This window comes from Aeromonas sp. QDB30, from assembly GCF_027707645.1.
Lineage (GTDB): Bacteria > Pseudomonadota > Gammaproteobacteria > Enterobacterales > Aeromonadaceae > Aeromonas > Aeromonas caviae.
Map to the genome: position 1 here is coordinate 1 of NZ_JAPCIY010000201.1, position 617 is coordinate 617.

Below are 617 nucleotides of genomic sequence, written 5' to 3' on the forward strand. Positions count from 1 at the left end.
GTGCCGACCTTGCGGATAAAAGACCCAGCCTATCAGGAAAAAATGGCGAATATCGACGCCGCGCTGGCCCGCTGTGATGCCGATAATCCGGTGTTTTATGAGGATGAAGTCGATATAGACCTCAATCCCAAATTAGGAGCCGACTGGATGTTCAGAGCGCAGCAAAAGCGGGTTGTCACACCGGGGCAGAATGCCAAGCATTATCTGGCAGGCGTTCTCCACGCAGGCAACGGAAGGGTACTTTACGTCAGCGGGATCAAGAAAAACTCATCGCTGTTTATTGCCATGCTGGAAAAGCTGCGCCACCACTACCGACGAGCCAAAACCATCACGTTGATCCTCGATAACTACATCATTCACAAAAGCAAACAGACCGAGCGATGGTTGAAGAAGAATCCCAAGTTCTGCCTGGTGTTCCAGCCAGTTTACAGCCCTTGGGTTAATCACATAGAACGGCTATGGCACAAGTTACATGAAACCATCACGCGCAATCATCAATGCAGAGGGATGGCAAACCTGCTGGCCCGAGTGAAACACTTCATGGATACCGTGTCTCCTTTCCCGGGGAATGGCTATGGCACAGCGAAGGTGTAGCACTATTGGGATCAGTTATTTAG

At 50.6% G+C, this 617-nt stretch carries 1 pseudogene; it reads left to right on the plus strand.

Annotated features, from left to right (window positions below):
- Positions 1-594: pseudogene (locus PG896_RS21115) on the plus strand (IS630-like element ISAhy2 family transposase); the annotation flags it as partial.
- Positions 595-617: the final 23 nt, after the last annotated feature.